General features: G+C 67.3%; 18 protein-coding genes. 7 read left to right on the top strand and 11 right to left on the bottom strand.

Annotated features, from left to right (window positions below; translation table 11 throughout):
• Positions 1-13 precede the first annotated feature (13 nt).
• Together OHA10_RS33565 and OHA10_RS33560 are read right to left on the bottom strand one after the other, a co-directional pair.
• Positions 14-538, bottom strand: a complete 525-nt coding sequence (locus OHA10_RS33565) for a hypothetical protein (RefSeq protein WP_371402787.1) — start codon at positions 536-538, stop codon at positions 14-16.
• A complete protein-coding gene (locus OHA10_RS33560; protein WP_371402786.1) occupies positions 538-1,191 on the bottom strand; it encodes a hypothetical protein in 654 nt (217 codons plus the stop codon). The genes OHA10_RS33565 and OHA10_RS33560 overlap by 1 nt, the downstream gene beginning before the upstream one ends.
• A gap of 140 nt (positions 1,192-1,331) precedes the next feature.
• Here OHA10_RS33560 and OHA10_RS33555 point away from each other — a divergent pair, with 140 nt between their 5' ends.
• Positions 1,332-2,060, top strand: a complete 729-nt coding sequence (locus tag OHA10_RS33555) for an FHA domain-containing protein (protein WP_371402785.1) — start codon at positions 1,332-1,334, stop codon at positions 2,058-2,060.
• A 6-nt stretch (positions 2,061-2,066) separates the two neighbouring features.
• Positions 2,067-2,462 (top strand): hypothetical protein, encoded by a 396-nt coding sequence (locus OHA10_RS33550; protein WP_371402784.1) that lies wholly within the window; start codon positions 2,067-2,069, stop codon positions 2,460-2,462.
• Positions 2,463-2,479: 17 nt separating this feature from the next.
• Here OHA10_RS33550 and OHA10_RS33545 read toward each other — a convergent pair whose 3' ends face one another.
• Positions 2,480-2,878, bottom strand: a complete 399-nt coding sequence (locus OHA10_RS33545; protein ID WP_371402783.1) for a DUF302 domain-containing protein — start codon at positions 2,876-2,878, stop codon at positions 2,480-2,482.
• A 67-nt stretch (positions 2,879-2,945) separates the two neighbouring features.
• Here OHA10_RS33545 and OHA10_RS33540 point away from each other — a divergent pair, with 67 nt between their 5' ends.
• Positions 2,946-3,806, top strand: coding sequence for an LLM class F420-dependent oxidoreductase (locus tag OHA10_RS33540; protein ID WP_371402782.1), 861 nt, complete (start codon positions 2,946-2,948; stop codon positions 3,804-3,806).
• A gap of 3 nt (positions 3,807-3,809) precedes the next feature.
• On the opposite strand, the gene OHA10_RS33535 is transcribed toward OHA10_RS33540, so the two are convergent.
• Positions 3,810-4,814 (bottom strand): NAD(P)-dependent alcohol dehydrogenase, encoded by a 1,005-nt coding sequence (locus OHA10_RS33535; RefSeq protein ID WP_371402781.1) that lies wholly within the window; start codon positions 4,812-4,814, stop codon positions 3,810-3,812.
• A 61-nt stretch (positions 4,815-4,875) separates the two neighbouring features.
• Entirely contained in the window at positions 4,876-6,624 is a 1,749-nt protein-coding gene (locus OHA10_RS33530) for a cytochrome c biogenesis protein CcdA (protein ID WP_371402780.1), read from the bottom strand.
• 176 nt (positions 6,625-6,800) lie between these two features.
• On the opposite strand from OHA10_RS33530, the gene OHA10_RS33525 reads away from it, so the two are divergent.
• The 3 genes from OHA10_RS33525 to OHA10_RS33515 are packed head-to-tail and all read left to right on the top strand — an operon-like array spanning position 6,801 to position 8,816.
• Positions 6,801-7,082, top strand: a complete 282-nt coding sequence (locus tag OHA10_RS33525) for a twin-arginine translocation signal domain-containing protein (protein ID WP_371402779.1) — start codon at positions 6,801-6,803, stop codon at positions 7,080-7,082.
• 13 nt (positions 7,083-7,095) lie between these two features.
• Positions 7,096-8,469 (top strand): DUF4331 domain-containing protein, encoded by a 1,374-nt coding sequence (locus OHA10_RS33520; protein ID WP_371402778.1) that lies wholly within the window; start codon positions 7,096-7,098, stop codon positions 8,467-8,469.
• Complete coding sequence (locus tag OHA10_RS33515; RefSeq protein ID WP_371402777.1) at positions 8,466-8,816, top strand: hypothetical protein; 351 nt, start codon at positions 8,466-8,468, stop codon at positions 8,814-8,816. Before OHA10_RS33520 ends, OHA10_RS33515 begins: the two co-directional genes overlap by 4 nt.
• Before the next feature lies 1 nt (position 8,817).
• Here OHA10_RS33515 and OHA10_RS33510 read toward each other — a convergent pair whose 3' ends face one another.
• Positions 8,818-9,744 carry a hypothetical protein gene (locus tag OHA10_RS33510; RefSeq protein ID WP_371402776.1) on the bottom strand — a complete coding sequence of 309 codons (927 nt, stop codon included), beginning with the start codon at positions 9,742-9,744 and terminating at the stop codon, positions 8,818-8,820.
• 97 nt (positions 9,745-9,841) lie between these two features.
• Here OHA10_RS33510 and OHA10_RS33505 point away from each other — a divergent pair, with 97 nt between their 5' ends.
• The gene (locus tag OHA10_RS33505; protein ID WP_371402775.1) at positions 9,842-11,515 is read left to right on the top strand and encodes an alpha-amylase family protein; all 1,674 of its coding nucleotides are present in this window, start codon (positions 9,842-9,844) and stop codon (positions 11,513-11,515) included.
• 12 nt (positions 11,516-11,527) lie between these two features.
• Here OHA10_RS33505 and OHA10_RS33500 read toward each other — a convergent pair whose 3' ends face one another.
• From OHA10_RS33500 to OHA10_RS33480, 5 genes are read right to left on the bottom strand one after another with little or no spacing between them, the layout of a single operon-like run.
• Positions 11,528-12,292: an ANTAR domain-containing protein gene (locus OHA10_RS33500; protein WP_371402774.1), complete on the bottom strand. Its 765-nt coding sequence runs from the start codon at positions 12,290-12,292 to the stop codon at positions 11,528-11,530.
• A gap of 20 nt (positions 12,293-12,312) precedes the next feature.
• Positions 12,313-13,128, bottom strand: coding sequence for an ABC transporter ATP-binding protein (locus OHA10_RS33495; protein ID WP_371402773.1), 816 nt, complete (start codon positions 13,126-13,128; stop codon positions 12,313-12,315).
• 10 nt (positions 13,129-13,138) lie between these two features.
• Positions 13,139-14,164: a FecCD family ABC transporter permease gene (locus tag OHA10_RS33490; RefSeq protein WP_371402772.1), complete on the bottom strand. Its 1,026-nt coding sequence runs from the start codon at positions 14,162-14,164 to the stop codon at positions 13,139-13,141.
• Positions 14,161-15,216: a FecCD family ABC transporter permease gene (locus tag OHA10_RS33485; RefSeq protein WP_371402771.1), complete on the bottom strand. Its 1,056-nt coding sequence runs from the start codon at positions 15,214-15,216 to the stop codon at positions 14,161-14,163. Before OHA10_RS33485 ends, OHA10_RS33490 begins: the two co-directional genes overlap by 4 nt.
• 1 nt (position 15,217) lies before the next feature.
• On the bottom strand, positions 15,218-16,240 hold the full coding sequence (locus OHA10_RS33480) for a Fe(3+) dicitrate ABC transporter substrate-binding protein (protein ID WP_371402770.1): 1,023 nt from the start codon (positions 16,238-16,240) through the stop codon (positions 15,218-15,220).
• Between the last annotated feature and the right edge of the window lie 4 nt (positions 16,241-16,244).

Raw genomic sequence — 16,244 nt, 5'->3', positions numbered from 1 at the left:
TTGCAGTCGGCGGTCAGGCCGTCGGGGTGTCGGTGTGTTGTTCGAGGAGGTGGAGGACGGGTACGCCGAGGTGGCGGCGCGCCTGGGCGGACCAGTCGACGTGGAGCAGCTCGGCGATGACGTGCGGCCGGGTCAGGATGACGACCTCCTGGCCGTGCTCACGCTTGATGTAGTCGACGAGCTCGTCGACCGGGGGCCGGCGCGTGATGATGCCGTCGGCCTCCCGGTCCAGGGAGCGGAGGCGCCCGACGCTGCGTTCCATCGCGGCGGTGGCGGCAGCATCCACGGCCCGTTGGGCGTCGTCGGCTGCGCGGCGGATGTCGTCGTCCGCCTGCGGCGCGTACCGCGGACCGGGCATCCCGAACAGTTCGGTCCCCGCCATACCGGCCAGGGACGCCTCGATCTGTGCCTGGGCGTCCTCGCACGGAATCACCACATGGAAGCGCACCGGCTCGGACGGGGCGGCGTACAGCTCCGCCAGTCGTCTGGCATCCTCCGCGCTCAACTCTTCTTCGACGAGGACCAACACGTCGTACATCAGGCGCCAGCTCCTTTGATCAGTTCCAGGAACGCGGGATCGTCGCGGATCGGGTCGAGGTCGGGATCGGTTGTCGCGTGGCCGCGGAACTCGTCGGACATCGTGACAGCCCGGCGAAGATGGGCGAGCGCGTCGTCGGTGCGACCGCTCTGACTCTCGCAGCAGGCGAGGTTGAAGAACAGCATGGGGTACTGCGGGGAGTCTTCGACCAGAATCCGGAGCCGGTCGGCCACCTCGCCGTACCTGCCGGCCTCGTAGAGCGGAAAGAGCGGTGCCCAGAGCTCCCAGCCGCGGGCGTCGTAGGCCTGCCCCGGCGTGCCTTCCAGCGCGATGATCGTCGTACCGGCCTGCTTGGCGGTCGCGGATCGCCGGGTGCGGGGCGGCGCGAAGACGAGGGTCCCGGTCGGTGCGTCGACCTGATCGCCGTCGATCTCGAACTGGGCATGACCCTGCAGGACGAGGAAAAGCTCCTGATCCGCGGTCGGATCGCCCTCGTCGTGCTCGTTGATGACCAGGTCACCCACGGCATGACCGGTCCAGGCAGTCACCCCGAACGCCGAGACACCCAACTCGTGCCGGATCGGCCGGTAGTGACACCCGGCGTCGTCGAACTCCTCGATCGCGTCCAGATGAGACACGCGGTATGCAGCCATGGGTGATCCGTCCCTTCGTGAGCTACGGATGCGGCCATCGTAGAAGCTGTTGCACCTTGTCGTGGTCCGGACCGAGTGCTTTGCTGACAGTGGGGGTGCGGTGCCGAGGTGCGAGGTGCCCGCGCGCGCCGCAGGGGACGATGAGTGATGGATCGAGTACGCCGTACCTCGTGGTCGAGACCGGATCGCACGAGGGGCAACGGATCGACCTGACCGGTGCGCACCTGACAGTCGGCCGGCAGCCGAACTGCGACGTGCGGTTCGAGGACCCGTACCTGAGCCGCACGCATGCGGCGCTGTGGCAGCGGGGCGGTGCGGACTACGTCGAGGATCTCGGCTCGGTCGGCGGCACCTTCGTGAACGGTGAAGCCGTCACGATGCCGCGGCGGTTGTATCCGGGGGACCGGGTGAGGCTGGCGGACCTGCAGCTTCGCTACAGCGCCGGCGAGGGGGCACCGACCGCGGTCCGGTACGACGTCGGCGATCAGCGAGCGCACACGATCAACAACGTCGGGCGGGACCAGTACGTCCAGCACGTCATCCAGCAGCGGGAGAACTTCTTCCGTGAGATCGCGGCGACCAAGACGCGGGCCCGGGGGCTGATCTGGATCGGCGTCGTGGTGTTCGTAGTCGGACTCGCCGTCGCCGTCTTCGGTTGGTACAAGTACTTCGGTCAGATCATGAACTTCTCGTCCGTCTCCATGCCCACCATGGACGACTTCAGCGGCTTCCTGATCTTTGCGGTCGGTGGCCTGGTGAACCTGGTCGGCGTACTGCTGATCATCGCCGGGATCGTGCTGCACATCGTCGCCACCGCACGCCGTCGCCGGGTCGATCGGGACCTGCCGCCACCCCAGCTGATGAGATGAATCGCGATGACTTTCAACATCGGTAACCAGAACGCGGCCAACATCAACAACGTCGGGCGCGATCAGCACATCACCGGAGGGCAGACCGGCATCGTCGTGACGCCGGAGCAGGCCTGGCAGGCGTACGCCGAACTGCGGGCCGGCATCGAGGCAACGCGGCTCGACCCGGCGAGCTCCGTCGCGGCGGACAAGGAACTGGCCGAGGTCGAGTCCGGACTGCGCCGGCCCGAGCCTGACCGCGCCCGGATCGCCACGAGGCTCGAGCGCCTGACCCGCCTTCTTCTCGCCGCAGGCTCACTGGCCTCGGCCGGCTCGGCCCTCGTCAAGCCGATCCGCATCCTCGCGCAGTTCCTGGGTGTTCTCGGAGCACCGATCCTCGGCCTGCTCCCGATCCTGGCCTGAGCCCCCTCCTCGCTGAGTCACGCCCTGGTGAGGGCGTCGGTCAGGGGGTGGATGGCGGAGAGACCGGCGGTAGTGGTCGGGGTGAGGTTGTGGTGGTAGGCGATGGTCTCGGGGGAGTAGTAGCTGACTCGGGTTACGCCCGCGTCGTCCCAGATGAGGACCTTGAGCGGGAGGTCCAGACCGGCCAGCGGGGCGGCAGCCATCACCGGAGTGCCCGCGGCCGGGTTGCCGAAGATGACGAGGACGGTGTCGCGAAGAGTCAGCCCGGCTGTCTGGGCGGCGGCCGCCTGATCGATGACCGCGAACACCGTCACGCCCTTCGCGTCGAGAAGCTCACGGAATCTGGTTGCCACCTCAGCTACAGAGCCAGGGGCGGTCTTGGTCACCACGCCGTCCGGCGATGTCTCGGTCGTCATGGTCGTATTCTTCCGCCTAGGCTCTGGTCTGTTCGCAGTTGTACGGAAGACACCAGCGGAGGTCTCGGTGAAGCTCGGCCTGCACTACTGGACGTACTCCGATCCGGCCGACCCGTCCGGCATCGCGCCGACGCTGGCCGAGACGGCCCGGATCGCCGAGGACGCCGGGTTCCACCGGTTCACCGTGATGGACCACTACTTCCAGATGGAGCATCGCGGCACCGCCGACGAGCCCATGCTGGAGGGGTACACCACGCTCGGCTATGTAGCCGCTCGGACCGAGCGGCTACAGCTGGGGCTGCTCGTCACCGGCGTGATGTACCGCTATCCCGGTCTGCTCGCGAAGATCGTGACTACCCTCGACGTCCTGTCCGGTGGTCGCGCGTTCCTGGGCATCGGCGCTTCTTGGTACGAGCGCGAGCAGCGTGCCCTCGGCGTACCGGTGGTGCCGATGGGTGAGCGCTTCGAGCGGCTCGAGGAGAGCCTGCAGATCTGTCAGCAGATGTGGAGCGACGACAACGGACCGTTCGACGGACGGCACTACCAGCTGGCGGAGACGCTGTGCGTGCCGGCGCCGATCTCGTCGCCGCGGCCGCAGATCATGGTCGGCGGCGGAGGTGAGAAGAAGACGCTGCTGCTGGTGGCGCGGTACGCCGACGCGTGCAACCTGTTCGCGGTCAGCCCTGAGGATGTGAAGCACAAACTCGACGTACTGCGGGCGCACTGTGATGCCGAGGGCCGCGACTACGACAGCATCACCAAGACCGCCGTGTACACCGATCGCGTGCTCGAGGACCCGGACGCCTTCTTCGCGGCGGCGGAACAGTACGCGCGCCTCGGCATCACCGAGCTGCAGTTCATGCCGGACCGCAACCCGGTGGAGTTCGCCACTCGCCTGGCCGACGAGGTGGTTCCGCGCCTCGCCTAGTGGTCAGGCCGGTTGGGTGATGACGATCTTGCCGAAGCCGCCGCCGTCGACATAGTAGCGGAAGGCGTCCGGAGTCTCCTCGAAGGGGAAGATCCGGTCGATGACCGGGCGCAGGCCGGCCGCGGCGATGGCCTTGTTCATCGCCTCGAAGTGCGCGCGGTGCCCGAGGGCGATCGGCCGGAGCGTGACGGACGAGGTGAACAGAAGCCGGGCGTCGACCGGGTCGGCGCCGCCGAGCGATCCGACGAAGGCAACCTCGCCTCCGGTGGCTGTGGCGCGCAGCGACTCGTTCAAGGTCCCTGCTACGTCGACGACATGATCGACACCGCGCCCATCTGTCAGCTCGCGCACCTGCTTGGACCAGTCCGGCGTGACGGTGTGATTGATGACCGCGTCCGCACCGAGCTCGGTGAGCCGGGCAGCCTTCTCGTCGCTGCCGGCCGTCGCGATCACGTGAGCGCCGAGCACCTTGGCGAGCTGCAGGGCGAACAGCGACACGCCACCCGACCCCAGCGTGAGCACGGATTCGCCAGGCTCCAAACCCTGACCGCCCACCAATGCGTTCCACGCGGTCACCGCGGCACACGGCAGCGTCGCGGCCTCTTCGAACGTGAGGTCCCCGGGAATCGGCAGCACCCCGTCCTGATCGAGTACGGCGTACTCCGTCAGCAGACCGTCGAGCGAACCACCGAGCTGATCCGCCCGCGCCAGATCGAACCGCCCGTCGAACCAGTGCGGGAACACCACCCCCATCACTCGATCCCCGACCTGGAACCGCTCGACCCCGGCACCTACCGCTACCACTTCACCGGCTCCGTCAGACGCCGCGATGATGGCGTCGGCAACCGGGAGCGGGTAGCGCCCCCGCAGGATGTTCAACTCACGCGCGCTGAGCGAATTCGCCCGAATCCGCACCAGCACCTCGCCCGCCCCCGGCTCCGGCACCGGATGCTCACGAAGCCGCAAACTCTCCAGCCCACCGCCGTACTGAATGTGATAACTCTTCATCGTTTGCACGCCTCAACACTGACCCCGTCACCAGCCACCCTCAATTCCCTCACAGGAATCGTCAGCCGAAGCTGAAGGTGAAGGCGGAGATGTTGGGGGTGTAGGTGAGGGTCATGGTTTTGCGTTGCTGGGTGGGGTTGTCGACCAGCTGGTAGGCGTTCGGCGTGCCGGAGACCTTGATTGTTTTGTCGGGTTCTCCGGGGATCGAGACGGTGACGGTGCCTTGGCCGGACAGGACGTGGTAGACCTTTGCGGCGTTGTAGTTGAGGCGTGCCTGGGAGCCGGTGGTGGAGGTGACACTTTGGGTGCCGACGGTCCAGTCGGCGCCGAGGCTGTAGGTGTCGTCGGGCTGGGCGGGATTGAGGCCGAAGGCAACTGTCTTGCCGGGGGTCAGCTTGCCGGTGCCGCGCAGGTTGGTCGAGCGGGAGTAGGCGAGGTACGTCTCCGGTGTCGTTCCCGCACCGCCGATCGAGTCGGCCTTGACCGTACCGTCGACCGGAGCCGGCAGCTGTACGCCGGGATTCGCGTCCTTCAGCAACTGGCGGATCTGGTCCTCGGTCTGCCCGTACCCGCCCTCGCCGAACTTGATCGACCGAACGGTGCCTCCGGCATCGACCAGGTACTTCGCCGGCCAGTACTGGTTGCGGTACTGCGTCCACGTCGCGAGATTGTTGTCCTGGCCGACGGGATACCCGATGCGCTCCTTGCGGATCGCGGACTCCAGGTTCCCGGCGCTCTTCTCGAACGCGAACTCGGGCGAGTGGATGCCGACGATCTCGAGGCCGAGGCTGCGATAAGCCTTGTCCCAGGCAAGCAGATGCGGAGTGGCGCGCTGGCAGTTGATGCACGAGTAGGCCCAGAAGTCGACCAGGACCACCTTGCCCTTGAGCCCGCCGATCGTCGCCGGCTTGCCGCCGGGTGTGTTGAACCACTTCTGCGTCCCGGTGAACTCCGGCGCTGCTCCACAGGAGGCGAGGTCCGCGGCCCCCGGCGTGCACTTGGCCAGGTCCTGCCCGCCTTGCCCGAGGGCCGGGGCGAGCACACCCTGGACGGTCTTGTTCTCGGCAACCTTCTTCTCGAGGCCGCTGGTATAGCTGGGCAGTGAGCGCTGGATGACGTCGGTGATGTTGAAGGCGAGCGCCACCGCGAGCAGGATCATCACGACCCCGCCGCCGATCCGGAAGCCGCGCGCGTGGTCGCGGTACGCCTTCACCCGTTGTGAGATCCGCGAACCCGCCGACGCGAAGATCAACAGCGGCAAGGCAGCACCGACGGCGAACGACACCGTGAGTACGACGGTGCGCCAGCCGACGTTGCCGGTCGCACCGGCGACTGTGATCGCAGCGAGGACCGGCCCGGCGCACGGGACGTACAAGGTGCCGAGACCGAGGCCGAGGACGAACGCGCCGCTGTTGTTCTTGTTGATCTTGGGCAGCCGGTAGAAGGGCTTCTCGATCCAGTGACCGAGCGCGGGGAAGATCAGACCCAGCCCGACCAGGGTGAGGATGACGAGACCGCCCCAGCGCAGGAAGTCGTCCGGCAGCCCGAGCGCCGACAGGATCACCGATCCGGTCAGCGTGAACAGGCTGAAGCTCACCACGATGCCCGCGATGATCTTCAGCGGCCGGAAGTCTCGCGCCTTCTTCACCGTGGGCTCGTCGACGAGAACGCGGCCGTCGGCCGGCACGGCTCTGCCTTCGGTCTTACCGGCGGTGCCGGCGAAGAAGATGATCGGGAGCATCGGCAGAACGCAGGGGGAGACCCCGGTGATCAGGCCGCCGACCAAGCCGATGAAGGCCAGTGTGATCATCGGGAACACTCCAAACTCGGTGATTGACGGGACATCCACTCTTCGTTCCCAAGCCCCGCCCGGATGGCTCTCCCGCGGAAGTTCTCCCCGCTACCCATCCGCGCGTCGGACAGCCGCGAATCCCGGTCGACCGCGGTTGCGCTCGACGCCGCCGTACGGACAAGAAAGGGGCAGTCATGAGTGACGCAACACGTCGCGGATTTCTGGTTTTCGCGGGGGCGGGTACGGCGGCGGCCGTCGGCGCCGTCGCAGTACCGAAGATCTTCAGCGACGAAGCCGGAGCAGCAGGGGACTCAGGGCCGCAGCTCGCGGCCGAGGACCTGACCGGCGCCGAATCGTTCGTGGTGCATGTCAAGGACGTGAAGAGCGGCCGGCTGGCGATCATGGTCGGCGAGCGCGAGGTCCTGGTCACCGATCGTGAACTGGCCGCACGCCTCGCCGGCGTGACGACGGCCTGAGGAGGGGAAAGCCATGTCTTCGCATCGCGAAGCGCCGGAGATCTCGAAGGACCCGGTCGCGGACAACACCGATGTCTACGCGTTCGTGTCGCCGGACAAACCGGACACCGTCACGATCATCGCCAACTTCATCCCGTTCCAGAACCCGTACGGCGGTCCGAACTTCTACGAGTTCGGTGACGACGTGCTGTACCAGCTGCACATCTCCAACAGCGGGACCGGCAAGGCGGACATCAGCTACCAGTTCCGTTTCCACGCCGAGATCCGGAACCAGAAGACGTTCCTGTACAACACCGGTCCGATCGCCTCGATCAAGGACCCGAACTGGAACCGCCCGCAGTTCTACTCGGTCACGCGCGTCGAGCACGGCCGCTCGCGGATCCTGGCCCGCAACCTGGCGGCGCCGCCGGTCAACGTCGGCATCCGCAGTACGCCGAACTACGCCAAGCTCGCGCGCCAGGCGATCCACACGATCGGCACGAACCGCAAGGTGTTCGCGGGTCAGCGCGCGGACGGGTTCTTCGCCGATCTGGGCAGCATCTTCGATCTCGGCACGTTGCGGCCGTTCCAGATGGCGCACCTGATCCCGTCGGCCGCCGCGATGGGCGTGAACGGGCTGCAGGGCTCGAACGTGCACACGATCGCGCTGCAGGTCCCGATCAGCGATCTCACCCGCGACGGCCGGAAGCCCAAGGACGTCCTGGACGCGAAGTCCGTGATCGGTGTCTATGCGAGTGCCAGTCGGCAGCAGTCCAAGATCCTGGACGGCGGCATCCCGGTCTGGCACGGTCCCTACAGGCAGGTGTCGCGGCTGGGCAACCCGCTGTTCAACGAGGTCATCGTGCCGATGGCCGAGAAGGACAAGTGGAACAGCCTGTCACCGTTCGAGGACAAGCGGTTCGCGAAGTACGTCACGCAACCGGAGCTCGCCGGGCTGCTCCCGGTGCTGTACCCCGGGGTGTTCCCGCGGCTCGCGGCGTACAAGAAACCGCGCGCGGACCTGGCCGCGATCCTGTTGACAGGGATCCCGAAGGGCGTGGTGCCCGGCTTCCAGAACTACACCGGCCCGGTGCAGGCCGACATGCTGCGGCTGAACGTCGCCGTACCGCCGGCCAAGTCGCCGAACCCGCTCGGCCTGGTCGCCGGCGACGCGGCCGGGTTCCCCAACGGGCGGCGGGTCTTCGACGATGTCGTCACCGTCGAACTGCGCGCCGTGGCCGGTCTCACGATCCCGCTCGTCGACCCTGCCTTCAAGCCGGACGACGCCGCCGGCGCGATCAAGGACGGTACGTCGAACACGAACTCCGACTACCTCAGCTGGTTCCCCTACCTCGGCACTCCGGCCGGAGGGTACTCCTCCAAGCCCGGCATGCCCGCGGTGTCATGACCAGGCCGCTGACCAACGCCGAAGAGAATCCGCACGCCGGCAAGGGCTCCTCGGTGCTGCTCGACATCGGCGACGGGGTCGGGGCGATCGTCCTCACCCTCCCTGCGGACCTGGAGGATGCGGAGATCGAACGCCGGCCGACCGGCGGACACCACTCCGGACACACTCACTTTCCTCATATCGCGGTGGTTCCGCGTCCGACACCGGACGGTGCAACGACCTACTCCGCCGTCTTCTTCGACGTACCGGAAGGTCGCTACGACCTGCACGTCATCCCGGACGGTCCGGCCCGCCTCAGCGTCGAAGTAATCGGAGGCCAGGTAACCGAGGCGACCTGGCCGTCCTGAGTCACTCGCCGAAGAGCATCTGCGCGTCGCCCGGGCGGAGGACGTGACGGAAGTGGACGGGGTCGGCGAACGTCGACGGCACCCTGCCGAGTCCCTTGATGACGGTAGCGGTGCCGTTGGCGTGACCAACGGCATACAGGTAGCCGGAGTGGGTGTCCTTGTCGATGCCGAGCAGGAGGGTCCCGTAGACGCCGCACTTCTCGATCACGAGCGCCTCGAAGCCCTGCCAGGTCGAGTCGCGGACCTTCTTCACGACCGGCTTCAGCGGCGAGGTCCGCGGGATCCGGATCGTGTAGAGCGCGCCGCCGCGGGTGTTCGCGAGGAACGTGTCGTACGTCGCGGTCTGGCTGATCAGCGCCATCGTCTTGACCGCTGCGAAGCCGGTCGCGGTCTGCTTGTTCCCCCAGGCGGACCCGTCCCACCGGGTGATCGTCCCGTTGCTGCGCAGCGAGTACTGCGTGGTGAAGACCGGGGGATCGGGATACTTCCAGTACCTCGTCGTGTCGAAGAAGGTCGCGTCACCCCAGCCGCCGCCGACCCTGGTCAGGTAGACCCGCGACCGGTCGACCTCGCCGGCCTCGGTCAGGTAGTAGGCGCTGGCGTAGTTGGTCGAGCCGATCACCACGTTGCCCCAGTACAGCCCGCCGGTGCCGGTGATATCCGGATCGTTCGCGATGGTCCCGCTCAGCCGGACCTGGCCGTCGGGATAGATGTCGGGGAAGCTGCGGACCACCCGCGCCGTCGGCGGCGAGGTGGCGGTGACGAGCAACGACGGATGGTCTCCGCCGGCCGTCACCGACCCGGCGACCAACGAGCAGGCTCCCGCGGTAGAGACTGTGGATCCGGCCTCCGCGACGCCGGGAACGGCCCCGGTCAGCAGGAGTGCGGCGGCTGCCGCCCATCGCGCAGTACTCGATCGACCGGACATGACCAGCCCCTCAGGGTTGAAGTAGTACCTCTGCCTAGCTCGATACTCGCCGGGGCCGGAAAGTTATGAGCGGTTGCCGGCTGGGCACCGGACGGTCATGCGACTCACGGAGACGGCCGATATCTGGTGGAAGAACGCGGTGGTCTACTGCCTCGATGTCGAGACGTTCTTCGACACCGACGGCGACGGCTGCGGTGACTTGCGTGGGGTCGGCCAACGGATCGACCATCTGGCCGATCTGGGCGTGACGTGCCTGTGGCTGATGCCGTTCTATCCGAGTCCGGATCGCGACGACGGGTACGACATCACCGACTTCTACGGCGTCGATCCGCGCCTGGGCAGCCACGGTGATCTGGTCGAGTTGATCACCCTCGCGCAGGATCGGGGGATCCGGGTGATCGCGGACCTGGTGGTCAACCACACCTCCGACGCGCATCCGTGGTTCCGGAGCGCCCGCGCGTCGCGAGAATCGCCGTACCGCGGTTGGTATGTCTGGCGCGACGAGGCGCCGGCGAACCAGCACGAGGGCATCGTCTTCCCGGACCAGGAGACGAGTCTGTGGCAGTACGACGAGGAAGCGGGCCAGTACTACCTGCACCGCTTCTACAAGTACCAGCCGGATCTCGACATCGCGAACGCCGAGGTGCGCGAGGAGATCCAGCGGGTGATGGGCTTCTGGTTGCAGCTCGGCCTGTCCGGCTTCCGGGTGGACGCCGTACCGTTCCTGCTCGACACGACCGGGGCCGAGGACGCCGGCAACCTGCCCGATCCGCACGACTACCTGCGCGATCTGCGGGCGTTCCTGGATCGCCGGGACGGGCAGGCGATCATGCTCGGTGAGGTGAATCTGCCGTATCCCGAGGTACGCCGGTTCTTCGGTGACGAGGACGGCGACGAGCTGACGATGTGCTTCGACTTCATCGGGATGCAGCGGCTGTACCTGTCGCTGGCACGCAACGATCCGGCCGAGTTGGTGAAGTCGCTGCGGCAACGCCCGTCGACCGCCGAGGAGAGCCAGTGGGGAACGTTCGTACGCAACCACGACGAGCTGACCCTGGAGAAGCTGTCCGACGACGAGCGGCAGGAGGTCTTCGACGCCTTCGGCCCGGAGAAGGACATGCAGCTCTACGGTCGCGGCCTGCGCCGCCGCCTGCCACCGATGCTCGGCAACGACCAGGCGCGGCTCAAGATGGTCTACAGCCTGCTGTTCTCGCTGCCCGGTACGCCGGTGCTGTTCTACGGCGAGGAGATCGGCATGGGCGAGAACCTCGCGATCGAAGGCCGGGGCGCTGTCCGTACGCCGATGCAGTGGACAGCTGGTCCGAACGGCGGCTTTTCCACGGCTGAACCGTCGGAGCTCACGGCGCCGGTGACCGAGGGGGAGTTCGGCCCTGAGCACGTCAACGTCGCTGCGCAACGCCGCGACCCGGACTCGTTGCTCAACTGGATCAAGCTGCTCGTACGGCGCTATCGGGAGTGCCCGGAGTTGTCGTGGGGAGAGTGCACGATCCTCGAGCACAACGCGCCCACGGTCTTCGCGCACCGCTCGGAGTACGAAGGCGGCGCGATCGTCACTGCCCACAACTTCGGTGCGGAGCCCACCGAGGTGACGCTGGGCGTGGTCGGTTCGGGCGTCGGACTGCGTGCGGTCGACCTGCTCCGCGACGACACCACCGAACTCGCCGAGAACGGCTCGCTGTCGCTGCAGCTGGAACCGTACGCGTCCCGCTGGCTCCGCATCGTCGGTCCGGCAGACCGCTACCTGCTCTGAACGAGCGTGGGTTCAGCCGGAGATCAGGCCGCGCTTGGTCAGAGTCTGGCTGAGTGTGCCCTCGGTCTGGGCCTCGACGAGCTCGAGCGCCAGCGCCCGCAGCTTCATGTTCCCGTCCTGCGAGCCGCGCTTGAGGACCGTGAAAGCGGTATCCGCGGAGAGATCGTAGCGGTGCATCAGAATGCCCTGCGCCTGCCCGATCACGGTCCTGTTGGCGAGTGCGGCTTGGAGCTGGGACACCAGCTTCGTGCTGTCCTGGTAGAGCTGCACGTTGTCGAAGGCGGCCCCGGCGTGCAGCGTGAACAGCAGGACGAGGTCGTACGACGCACCGCCGAAGGCGTTCGGTTTGCCGGAGAACAGGCTGAATGTCGCGACATCGTCGTGAGCCGCCGGGAGCGGCAGGAAAAGGCAGCTGCGATAGCCGGCATTGATTCCGGCCGCCGCGAACTGCGGCCAGCGGTAGTCCACGGCCAGATCGGCGATCCGGCGCGGCTCGCCGTACGTCAGCGTGTCGAACACCGGACCGCTCTTCGTGGTCAGCTCGGCGTCCAGCGCTGCCCGTGACGGCTCCGAGATCGGGTCCGTGGTCCGGTGGTACCTCGCCACGATCTCGGGCTGTCCGTCGGTGAGGACCGTCAGCGACGACTCGTCACAGTCCGGAACGGTCTGCACCATCCGCCGGACGAAACGCGACAACGTCGTACCGACATCGTCGTCCTCGACCAGCCGACTGATCTCCGCCAATTCCTGGGCAAGCGCCAGAATCCCCTCCGCCATGCGGCCATACTCTCACCGCATCAGCAGTTCGCCACCGCTACCTGGGGTTGGGTTCGCAGGCCCGCGCGGAGCGGGATGCACATCGGCTTGCCGCTGACCGGATGCGGGACGACCTTCGACTCCACCCCGAACACGTCGCGGATGATGTCGCAGGTGAACACGTCCTCCGGCGTACCCTCGGTGACGAGCTTGCCGGACTTCATCACGAACACGTGATCGGCGTACTCGGCCGCCATGTTGAAGTCGTGCAGCACCATCGCCACGGTCTTGCCCTGCTCCTGGTTCAGCTGATGCAGCAGATCCAGTACTTCGAGCTGGTAAGCCACATCGAGGTACGTCGTGGGCTCGTCGAGCAGGATCAGATCCGTACCCTGCGCAAGACACAGCGCGATCCACACCCGCTGCCGCTGACCGCCGGACAACTGATCGACGTGCTGATGCCGCAGCTCCGCCGTACGAGTCACCGCCATGGCCCACTCGACGGCTTCCTTGTCGGCCGCACTCGGCACCTTGAGCGAGACCCGGTGCGGATGGCGGCCGAACCAGACCAGATCCTCGACCGAGATCGACTCCGGCGCGACCAGGACCTGCGGCAGGATCGCCAGCAGCCGGGCCACCTCCTTCGTCGACGTGTCCTGGATCGACTTGCCGTCAAGGATCACGCTGCCCTTGGAGGGCGGCAACAGCCGCGCCAGCGCCCGCAGCGCGGTGCTCTTGCCCGAGCCGTTCGGTCCGATCAGGACGCTGACCTTCCCGTCGGGGATCGTGAGCGTCAGGTCCTTGGCGATGACGTGCTGGTCGTAGGCGAGCTGGACGCCCTGTGCCTGCAGTCGCATGATGAGTCTCCTACTTTCCGGTCTTCACGAGCAGGTACAGGAAGTACGGACCGCCGATGACCGCTGTCACCAGGCCGGCCGGGATCTCGAGTGGCGGCGCGAGGCCGCGGCCGAGCATGTCGGCGAACAACATCAGCAGGACACCGAAGAGTGCGGCCGACGGAAGCGAGGCCAGGTGCCGCCCGCCGAAGACGCGGCGGGCCATATGCGGGGCGATCAGGCCGATGAACCCGATGGTGCCGGACACCGCGACCGCTGACGAGGCGAGCGCGACCGCGAACAGCAGCAGGAGCCGTCGGGTCTTCTCGACCGGCTCGCCCAGTCCGGCGGCCAGGTCGTCACCGAGGCCGAGTACGTCGAGCTTGCGGGCCCAGATCAGTACCAACGGCACCAGCACCACGACCCACGGGAGGATCTCGTACACCGAGCTCATCGACCGGCCGAACAGACTGCCGGTCAACCAGATCAGCGCCGCGCTGACATCCAGAGGATTCCGGACCAGCAGGAACCGGATGCCCGCCTCGAACGCCGCGCTGACAGCGACACCGACGAGCGCGATCCGCACCGGCGTCGCGCCACGCCGGTAGGCCAGCAAGTACACCAGCGCCGCGGCCAGCAGCCCGCCGACGAAGGCCGCCGGTACGACGGCCAGCACCGGAACGCCCGGGATCGCGAGCAGCAACAGCATGCCCGCGAACCCCGCACCCTTGGTCACCCCAACGACGTCGGGAGCGGCCAGCGGGTTGCGGATGACGCCCTGCATCACTCCACCGGACACGGCCAGCGCGATGCCGACCAGCCAGGCGAGAATCACCCGCGGCAGCTGGAAGTCGACCACGATCTGCGCGGCCTGATTGCTGGTGTTGCCGGTGAGGGCGTTGAAGACGTCGTGCATCGACACCTCGGTCGCGCCGACACTGAGGCTGTAGAAGCTGAGTACGACGGCCAGCACGCCGAGCGATCCCATCAGGACATGCGGATACCGCTGCGCCAGCGTCGTCCGCCGGACGTGTTGCGCGACAATCGCAGTACTCACGATGAAGTCACCTTCTGTCGACGGGCCAGGTACACGAAGATCGGCGCACCGATGAGTGCGGTCACCACACCGGCCGGGACCTCGTACGGCGGTTTGACGTAGCGGGACAGGATGTCGGCGTACAGCACGAGGACACTCCCGGCCGCCGCGCACAGGGGGAGGAGCACGGTGTAGTTGGAGCCGGCCAGCCGGCGGATGATGTGCGGCACGATCAGGCCGATGAACGCGACCGGACCGGCCACCGAGACGGCCGCGCCGCTCAGCACGACCACGAAGGCCGACCCGAGCAGGCGGGTCCGTTCGACGTTCTGACCGAGGCCGCGCGCCATGTCGTCGCCGAGGGCGAGCAGGTTGAGCGAGCGCGACATCGAGAACGCGCCGACCAGCCCGATGACGAGCCAGGGGAGCAGGTTGCGGATGTCGCCCCAGCCGGCGAAGTTCACGCCGCCGACGAGCCAGAACAGCACGCTGTCCGCGGAGTTCTCGTCGAAGATGATCAGGACCTGGGTGAGCGAGATCAGCAGACTGCTCGCGGTGACGCCGGCCAGGGCCAGGCGGACCGGGCTCACCCGCCCGCGACCCGACCCGGCGAGCAGCATCACCGACACGCCGGCCACGGCGGCGCCGCCGAACGCCAGGAGAATCGTGGGCGCGCCGGACAGCGACGGTACGACGGTCACCGCGAGCACGACCACGAACACCGCACCGGCGTTGACACCCATGATCTCGGGAGCCGCCAGCGGGTTCGCCGCGACCGCCTGCATCAAGGCACCCGCCACGGCGAGCGCACCGCCGACCATCAGGGCCAGCACGACTCTGGGCATCCGGATCGACTGCAGGATCAGCTCGTCCGGCTCGTCGGCCCTGAAGATTGCCCCGGGCAACCGAGAGAGCGAGATGTGCTGACTGCCGATGGACAGGCCCCAGACGACGCCGACCACCAACAGCGCCAGCAGGACCAGGGCCACCCAGGTGACCCGCTGCTTGCTGGTGACGATCTTCGGACGCCGGTGCTCGGTGGGTTGGGGTACGACCGTTGTCGACTGGGACATGTCAGCTCCCGTAGAGGTTCTTGACCGCTTCCTGGGCGATCAACTCCGAGGCGACCAGACCACGTGAGCGTGACCAGATGTTCTGGTCGACCTTGTACGTCGCGTTGTCCTTGACCGCCGGGATCTGCTTCCAGAGCGGACTCTTCTCCCACGTGTCGGCCAGCGTGTCACCGGTCTGGCCGGCGATGAACATGATGTCCGGCTTCGTGCTGACCACCGTCTCCAGTGTCAGCGAGACCGTGGCGTCGCCGCTGTCGTCGGCCAGCGGGGACTTGATCCCGAGCAGGGCCAGCACGCCGGGGGTGTAGGCCTTCGGCGGGAAGCCGGTGAACTCCTTGTCGGACGACACCGCGAACAACGCCTTGCGGGCCTCGCCGGACTTCGCCTTGGCCTTGAGATCGTTGAGGATCTTGTCGTGCTCGGCCAGCCGGGTCTTCATCTGGTCGCACTTGTTCAGCGCGATCGCCGCGGACATCTCGCTGTCCATCACCTGCTGGTAGTTGCCGTTCAGGCTGGCGTAGGCAACGGTCGGCGCGATCTTCGACAGCTGGGCGTAGATCGCCTTGTGCCGGCCGCTGTCGGCCAGGATCAGGTCGGGCTTGAGCGCGGTGAGCACCTGGATGTTCGGGGTCGCGCGCAGACCGACCGACTTGTAGTTGCCGACCTTGTCCTTCAGGCCGGGGATGATCCGCTCCGGCTTGTCGTCGTCGGCGATCCCGACCGGCGCGATACCGACCGCGACCAGCGCGTCGACGAACGAGAACTCCAGGGCGACGACCCGCTTCGGGTCGCCGGTGACGGTGGTGGTGCCGAGGTCGTGCTTGATCGTCCTGGTCGGCTTGCCGCACTGCTCGAGATTCACCTCCGAGCTGATCCCTTGCACGGCCGCGGCCCGGTTGGCGTTCGGTGCGCCGCCGGTGGCCGGTGATGCTGACGTGCCGCCGCACCCGGCCAGGCCGACCGCCGCGACGGTCAAGGTGAGGACGGCGATCGACCGCCGCAGCCTCGAAGCGGTGTTGGACATGGCA

Origin of the sequence: Kribbella sp. NBC_00662 (assembly GCF_041430295.1) — a bacterium.
GTDB lineage: Bacteria > Actinomycetota > Actinomycetes > Propionibacteriales > Kribbellaceae > Kribbella.
This window is presented reverse-complemented; position numbering and strand designations above follow the sequence as displayed.